Annotated in this window: 7 protein-coding genes; 3 read left to right on the top strand and 4 right to left on the bottom strand. The window is 63.9% G+C overall.

Annotation, left to right across the window (positions count from 1 at the left end; translation table 11 throughout):
- Positions 1–340: 340 nt before the first annotated feature.
- Positions 341–721, bottom strand: coding sequence for a DUF2267 domain-containing protein (locus AB4097_RS19170; protein WP_442042479.1), 381 nt, complete (start codon positions 719–721; stop codon positions 341–343).
- Positions 722–844: 123 nt separating this feature from the next.
- Here AB4097_RS19170 and AB4097_RS19165 point away from each other — a divergent pair, with 123 nt between their 5' ends.
- The 3 genes from AB4097_RS19165 (at position 845) to AB4097_RS19155 (ending at position 4,337) form a co-directional block, all read left to right on the top strand.
- The gene (locus AB4097_RS19165) at positions 845–2,386 is read left to right on the top strand and encodes a helicase HerA-like domain-containing protein (RefSeq protein WP_442042477.1); all 1,542 of its coding nucleotides are present in this window, start codon (positions 845–847) and stop codon (positions 2,384–2,386) included.
- 30 nt (positions 2,387–2,416) lie between these two features.
- Positions 2,417–2,875, top strand: coding sequence for a GNAT family N-acetyltransferase (locus AB4097_RS19160; protein WP_442042474.1), 459 nt, complete (start codon positions 2,417–2,419; stop codon positions 2,873–2,875).
- A gap of 79 nt (positions 2,876–2,954) precedes the next feature.
- Positions 2,955–4,337 (top strand): M20/M25/M40 family metallo-hydrolase, encoded by a 1,383-nt coding sequence (locus AB4097_RS19155; RefSeq protein WP_442042472.1) that lies wholly within the window; start codon positions 2,955–2,957, stop codon positions 4,335–4,337.
- 124 nt (positions 4,338–4,461) lie between these two features.
- Here the strand turns inward: AB4097_RS19155 and AB4097_RS19150 are convergent, their stop codons facing one another.
- From AB4097_RS19150 to AB4097_RS19140, 3 genes are all read right to left on the bottom strand, one after another.
- Positions 4,462–5,136 (bottom strand): haloacid dehalogenase type II, encoded by a 675-nt coding sequence (locus tag AB4097_RS19150; protein WP_442042470.1) that lies wholly within the window; start codon positions 5,134–5,136, stop codon positions 4,462–4,464.
- Between the two features lie 170 nt (positions 5,137–5,306).
- Positions 5,307–6,500, bottom strand: a complete 1,194-nt coding sequence (locus tag AB4097_RS19145; protein ID WP_442042468.1) for an AI-2E family transporter — start codon at positions 6,498–6,500, stop codon at positions 5,307–5,309.
- A gap of 85 nt (positions 6,501–6,585) precedes the next feature.
- Positions 6,586–7,398, bottom strand: a complete 813-nt coding sequence (locus AB4097_RS19140; RefSeq protein WP_442042466.1) for a hypothetical protein — start codon at positions 7,396–7,398, stop codon at positions 6,586–6,588.
- Positions 7,399–7,481: the final 83 nt, after the last annotated feature.

Genomic DNA, 7,481 nt, shown 5'->3' with positions numbered 1-7,481 from the left:
TCTAAACGCCTAAAAGAACCGTGCGCGAGGAGCAGTTCGGCTCTTCCATTCACATCAGTAGCGAGCCGGATTGCCCGTCGCGCCACCCTCGATCAACCTTCAGGCTCGCAGCGCAAGCTGCGGGCCCATAGGTGCTGGCTCTTTGACAGGAACACTCACACCCACCGCCTCAGGGCCGGGTCACCCGTTCGGTCCAGCGCTCCGCTGTCATCCCCGGCGCACGAAGTGCGGGAAGGGGATCCACGATCAAGCGCCGAGCTATGGATTCCCTTTCCCTCCGCTGACGCTCCGGCCGGGAATGACACCCGCGGCGTCATGGCCGAGCGTGACGGAACGCGGTTCAGACGAACTGGGACAGGCCCGGAATCGAGCCCATGATGGTGCCCATCGTGTCCTCGCCGGCCTTTTCGCGGCCATAGGCGAAGAGTTCCTTCCCGAGGGGCTGCATCTGGCCCATGGAGACGCCGATGCCCATGAGCTGGCCGCCGAGCGCCATCACGCCGCCCCCCATGGAGCCTACCATGCCCATGAGTCCGCCGCTGCCGCCGGTCTTGGACTGCTCGATGGCTTCCTGGGCGCCCGGCAGGGCTTCGATCAGCTGGTTGACTTCGGCCTGCGGTCCCTCCTTCTGGAGATAGCCTAGAATAAGGCCGATGGCCTTGTGAGCGGTCGCCTGATCGAGGCCGGTCTTCTGCGTGATGCGGGCGATGAGTTCTTCCATCTGATTCTCCTGAAGCTTGTACAAAGCGGATAGTTCATAGGTAAACTATTAAATCAAGAAACCCGACAGTGGAAACTCGCCACGAGACATCTAAGATCCTTCAAGCGAGTTGGGAGAGACGTGATGCTCGAAGACGGAAAGATCTTCATCGGTAAAAGCACCAAGCCGGAATATCTGGATCTGAGGCTTGCCAACCGCCACGGCCTGGTGACCGGCGCCACGGGCACGGGCAAGACCGTCTCGCTGCAGGTGCTGGCGGAGGGGTTCTCCAATGCGGGCGTGCCGGTCTTCGCCGCCGACATCAAGGGCGATCTCTCCGGCATGGCCGCTCCCGGCAACGGCAAGGAGCCTCTCGTCAAACGCGCCAAGGAAATCGGGATCGAGTACGTGCCGGACAAATTCCCGGTGGTGTTCTGGGACCTGTTCGGCGAGCAGGGGCACCGCGTGCGGGCGACGATCTCCGAGATGGGGCCGCTGCTCCTCTCCCGCCTGCTCGATCTCAACGACACCCAGGAGGGCGTGCTCAACATCGCGTTCCGCATCGCCGACGAACAGGGATTGCTGCTGCTCGACCTGAAGGATCTGCGCGCGCTGCTGCAGCTCATCTCCGACAATGCGGGCGAGCTCACCACCACCTACGGCAACGTGTCGAAGGCCACCATCGGGACGATCCTGCGCCAGCTTCTCGTTCTCGAAAATCAGCAGGGCGACGAATTCCTCGGCGAGCCGGCCCTCGACATCAAGGACCTGATGCGCACGGATCGCGACGGGCGCGGCGTCGTGAATATTCTTGCGGCCGACAAGCTGATGAGCAATCCGCGGCTCTACGCCACGTTTCTTCTCTGGCTCATGTCCGAACTGTTCGAGGAACTGCCGGAGGTGGGCGATCTCGACCAGCCCAAGCTCGTCTTCTTCTTCGACGAGGCGCATCTTCTCTTCAACGACGCCCCGAAGGCGCTCGTCGAAACCGTGGAGCGGGTCGTGCGGCTCATCCGCTCGAAAGGCATCGGCGTGTACTTCATCACGCAGAACCCGGTCGACGTGCCGGAGAGCGTGTTGGCGCAGCTCGGCAACCGGGTGCAGCATGCGCTTCGCGCCTATACGCCGCGCGAGCAGAAGGCGGTGCGCGTGGCGGCGCAGACCTTCCGCCAGAACCCGGCCTTCGACACGGAGAAGGCCATCACCGAACTCGGCGTCGGCGAAGCCCTGGTCTCGACCCTGGAAGGAAAGGGAGCGCCATCGATGGTGGAGCGCACGCTGATCGCGCCGCCCATGGCGCAGGTCGGGCCGATCGAATTGTCCGAGCGCCAGCAGATCGTGGCCTCAAGCCCCCTGCGGGGAAAATACGATGAGCCGGTCGATCCGGAATCCGCCTACGAGATGCTCGCCAAGCGGGCCGAGAAGGCCGCTGCCGATGCCAAGGCGGCGGAAGGAGGAGGGGGCATTCTGGACATGCTCGGCGGTCTCTTCGGCACCAACGGTCCGCAGCGCAAGGGCTCGATGACCATGACGCAGCGGGTGACCCGCGAAGTCACGCGCACGGTCGTCAACCAGACGGTGGGAAGCCTCGCGGCCGAGATCGGCAAGTCCCTCGGCGGGCGCCAGGGAAGTTCCATCGGCCGCGCCATCGTGCGTGGAACCCTGGGCGGGCTGTTGAAGCGGTAGCGCCGGCCGGCACCTCGCTCGGCGTCGACGATGCATCATATCCGCCTCGCACAGCTTGACGATCTTGCCGCCGTCGAAGCGATCGTCCAGGCCGCCTATTCGCCGTATATCCCGCTCATCGGGCAAAGGCCCGGGCCGATGCTGGACGACTATGCCGCCCTCATCGCGCAGAGTTGCGTCCATGTGCTCGTCGCCGACAAGGGGGTGGCCGGGATCCTCGTTCTCATGCCTGACGATGGGGCCATGCTTCTCGACAATGTGGCCGTCCACCCCGATCGGCACGGATGCGGCTATGGGCGTGCGCTGATCGCCTTTGCGGAAAGGCACGCCCGCGAGCGCGGATTCAAAGCCATCCGGCTCTATACGAACGAAGCCATGAGCGAGAACATTCGCCTCTATGAGCGGCTCGGATTCGTGGAGACCCATCGCGCCGAAGAGAAGGGCTTCCGGCGCGTCTACATGACGAAGCTGCTGACCTCCACGCCCTGAGGCGAAAGCTCATACTTGCGATGTCCTGGGCGATGGGGGTACGTCTTGGGACGACACGTCCACAAGGCAGATGTTCCCAATGTCCCATCTCGACCAAGTTCTTTCCAAAATCGATTCCGATCTCGACGCCTCCCTGGAGCGGCTGTTCCAGTGGTTGAAGGTTCCCTCCATCTCGACCGACCCTGCCTACAAGGATCACTGCCGCACGGCTGGACAATGGCTCGTGGATGAGCTGAAGGGCATCGGCGTCGAAGCATCCTTACGCGAGACGGGCGGGCACCCGGTGGTGCTCGGCCATGCGGGCGGCGAGGCGAAGCTGCATGTGCTCTTCTACGGCCATTACGACGTGCAGCCGGTCGATCCGCTGGAGCTGTGGGAAAGGCCGCCCTTCGAGCCGCGCATCATCACGCTGCCGGACGGACGCAAGGCCATCAGCGCCCGCGGTTCCGCTGACGACAAGGGGCAGGTGATGACCTTCGTGGAGGCCTGCCGCGCCTGGAAGGCCGTGACGGGCTCGCTGCCGATCACCATCACATTCCTCGTCGAAGGAGCGGAAGAGGATGGTTCCAAGTTCCTGCCCGAGTTCATCGAGGCCAACAAGGCGGAGCTGAAGGCCGACGTGGCCCTCGTCTGCGACACCGGCATGTGGGATCAGGACACCCCCGCCATCACGTCCTCCCTGCGCGGCATGGTCTACGAGGAGGTGATCGTGCGCTGCGCGGACCGCGACCTGCATTCCGGCTCCTTCGGCGGCGCGGCGCGCAACCCGGTCCACGTGCTGTCGAAGATCATCGCGGCCATCCACGACGATAACGGCCGCATCACGATTCCGGACTTCTACGAAGGTGTTCCCGAAACGCCGTCGCAGGTTCTCGAGCAGTGGAAGGGTCTCAATCTCACCGAGGAGGAGTTCCTCGGCCAGGTCGGCCTGAAGCACTCCGCCGGCGAGAAGGGACGCATGCTCATCGAGCAGATCCAGTCGCGCCCCACCTGCGACGTGAACGGCATCATCGGCGGCTATACGGGCGAGGGCACCAAGACCGTGATCGCCGCCGAAGCGCGCTGCAAGATTTCCTTCCGCCTCGTGGGCGATCAGGATCCGGAGAAGATCTCCCAGAACTTCCAGACCTTCGTGCGCGAGCGCATCCCGGCCGATTGCTCGGTGGAGTTCATCAAGCACAAGGGCTCCCGCGCTCTGGCGCTTCCGCATGATTTCCCGGCCATCACGGCGGCGAAATCGGCCCTGCACGATGAATGGAAGAAGGACCCCATCGTCATCGGCATGGGCGGCTCGATCCCGGTCGGCGGCGACTTCAAGCGCACGCTCGGCCTCGACACCCTCTTCGTCGGCTTCGGTCTCGACGACGACCGCATCCACTCGCCGAACGAGAAATACGACCTCAAGAGCTTCCACAAAGGCACCCGCTCCTGGGCGCGGATCCTGGCGGCTCTGGCGAAGTAAGCAGTCTCGAACCTTGCATCCACCTCTGCGTCATGCCCGGCCTCGTGCCGGGCATCCACGTTTTAAGAGAGCAGCGGAACAATATGTCGTGGATGGTCGGGACAAGCCCGACCATGACGACATTCTAAGCAATTTCCCGGAGCGATCCGATTATCGCGTTCGGTGCAAGCTCCTCATATTCATCCGGCAATCCGAGCCGGTTGACCCAAACGGGCGTGAAGCCGAAGGCGGCGGCACCTGCAATGTCCCAGCGGTTCGAGGAGACGAAGAGCACCTCGTCGGCCGTGACGGGCAAAGCCTGAATTACGAGTTGATAAGTGCGCGGGCTCGTCTTGAACATCTGGGCCGCATCGACCGACAGGATCGTGTCGAGGTGGTCGGACAGGCCGGCTGATTCCACGGCCGCGTTCAGCATGTCTGGATCACCGTTCGACAGGATGCCTGTTTTCAAGCCTTGCTCGCGTAAAGCACGCAACGTCTCTTGCACCTCCGGATAGGCATCGAGATTACGGTAGGCCTCGAGCAGGCATGGTCTGATCGAACGGTCCACTTCCGGAAACCGGGCGAAGGCATAGTCGAGTGCCTTCTCGGTCAGGGCCCAGAATGTCTCGTAACGGCCGGCGAGCGACAGCACCCAGGAATATTCGAGCTGCTTTGCGCGCCAGACCTCCGAGAAGCGCGCCGCGTCCGGCCCGATCTCGGCCATATGACGGGCGACGGCCGAGTGCACGTCGAACAATGTTCCGTAGGCGTCGAAGATGACGGCTTTGGTCCAGGCCGGAATGATCGTCGAGGACATGAGCCAAGCGTCCCTTTGAAATAGCCCATAATTTGGCGCAAGGATGTTTCCAAATCGTTGGAAAGTCGCGCTTCTGGTTGAGAAAATGGCGCAGTTTCTCGCGCTTGAACACCCTTGTCCGGCGCAATGCAGGAACGTCCTTCCCAAGGCGAGCCGGCTGTCCCGTCACACTAACCTGGACGATGGGGGCTTGCTTGACCGGCCGAAACAGCGGCTTCGTCTCGTGAGCCTCTCCCTCTCCGAAGCCGCACCACCCTGACGCGTCTGCTGTCCCCGATGCCCGCGGAGCCCGGCACGACGATCCCAGATGCGGCATCGAGCTCTTGATCTACCTTGGATTTCCGCATCAAGAACCGCAGCACGACACCCAGCGATGCGGTCAGCGGGATCGCGACCAGCAGGCCGACGAAGCCGAACAGATATCCGAAGGCGAACAGCGCGAACATCAGCCAGACCGGGTTGAGCTTGACCCGGTTTCCGATGATCCGCGGTGAGAGCACGTAATCGGCAAGGATTTCGCCGAAGAGGAAAATGCCGGCCACGCAAGCCAGGAGCGTCCAGTCGGGCCAAAACTGGGCCACGGCAACGCACAGGGCGACGACGAGACCGGTCCCGGCCCCCAGATAGGGAACGAAGCTGATCAGGCCGGCGGTCAGGCCGATCAGGATGGCATGGTTGAGGCCGATCAGCCGCAGGGCGGCCGCGTAGAGCACGGCCAGGATGAGGCAGATGACGATCTGCCCGCGCACGAAGCCGGCCACCGTGTCATGGATCTCCCGCAAGAGACCCCGGATGTCCTCCCGATGCTTCGCCGGCACCCAGCCGTCGAGCATCGCGGTCATCCTATCCCAGTCGATGAGAAGGTAGATGCTCACGATCGGAACCACCACGAGGAGCGACAGGAGCGAGAACAGCGCCTTTCCGCCCGACCATGCCGAGCGGATGAGGTCGTCGAGCCAGGCGCTGCTCGTCGCCGCCATCGCGTGGGTGGCCGATTCCTCGATCCGCACTTCCCGCCCCATGAGTGCATGCAGCCAGGGCCGGCTCGTGTCGAGCATGAGGGCTTGGACCCGCGCGACATAACGGGGAAACTCGTCGACGAAGAACCGCACTTCCCCGACGAGGGCCGGGAACATCACCAGCGCAAGGCCGCCGCAACCGGCGACCAGGAGCAGCACGAGCATCAGGGCTGCGATCGAGCGATTGATCCCGACCCGCTCCAGTCCGTCGACGGCGGGGGCGAGCAGGTAGGCGAGCGCCGCGCCGACCGCGAACGGCAGCAGGATCTCGCGCAACACCACCAGCATCGCCAGTGCGCCGATGGTGATTGCGATCCAGAAGACGGTGGGACGGGTGACCGTCATTGCTTCACTCCCGGGCGGAGTTCGTTGCGTGCTCCCTCATGATGGGGCCGGAACGACGACCTTCCCCGTCGCGGGCCCGACCCGTTCAGTAACAAGGCCCATAAGGATAATAGCCGCACAAGCCGCCACCACCGTATCCAAGGTCAGGATTGGCCGCTTCGGCCGCTCCCATGGCGGTCCCGGCGGCAATGCCCGCCGCCGTGGCGCCCGCCCCATACCAGGCGCCATGATAGACCGGAGCATGCCAGTAATTGCCGTGCACTACGTTGACGTCGCCGACCCGCGCATAGCCGAAGCGATCCCCGTCCAGACGACCCGCGCCACCGAAGCGATCGAAGCCGCCGGCGCGGAAACCGCCACCGGCAAACCCGCCACGGAATCCGCCGCCGAACGCGGCAAAGTGATCGATGAACAGCGCCGCGGGGCCGCTCGCCCCATTCAGGTTGCCTTCCAGCACCGCAACGTCGAAGGTGAGGTTGCCGCCCTCGAGCTTCGGCGATTTCAGCGTCACGACGGCGTCGCTGACCTTCGAGCCGTCACCGCCCAGGATCGACACGGTGGCATTGGGCGGATCCACGGCAAAATTGTCCTTGCCCTCGTCCCATTGCATGATGAACTGCGCGGTCATCACGTGACCGGCTGCCCGCACCGGCCGGTCGGCGAACACGATCGAGTTCGGCGACACGCCGGTCAGGGTCAGCTTGTTGCCATCGAGCTTGGCGCCGGCCGCGTTGATCACGGCGAGCGAGGGAACCGGTCCTGTGGGCGTGACCCTGCCGATGGTCTTCGTCAGGGGCATCTGCGGTCTGCTGTCCGCGTCCTGTGCCAGCGCGCTGCCCGTTGTCGCGCAAAGGCCGCCGGCCGCCAGGATGAGGCAGGTGAATTGCTTGCTGAGCATGGCGAGAACTCCCTTTCGTCTTGCCGGACTTTCGTCGGCTGCTCTCGCATCGACATCGTCGATACGAGCAGGTGATTGGCCCG

Origin of the sequence: Microvirga sp. 2MCAF35 (assembly GCF_052115545.1) — a bacterium.
Taxonomy (GTDB): Bacteria; Pseudomonadota; Alphaproteobacteria; order Rhizobiales; family Beijerinckiaceae; genus Microvirga.
This window is presented reverse-complemented; position numbering and strand designations above follow the sequence as displayed.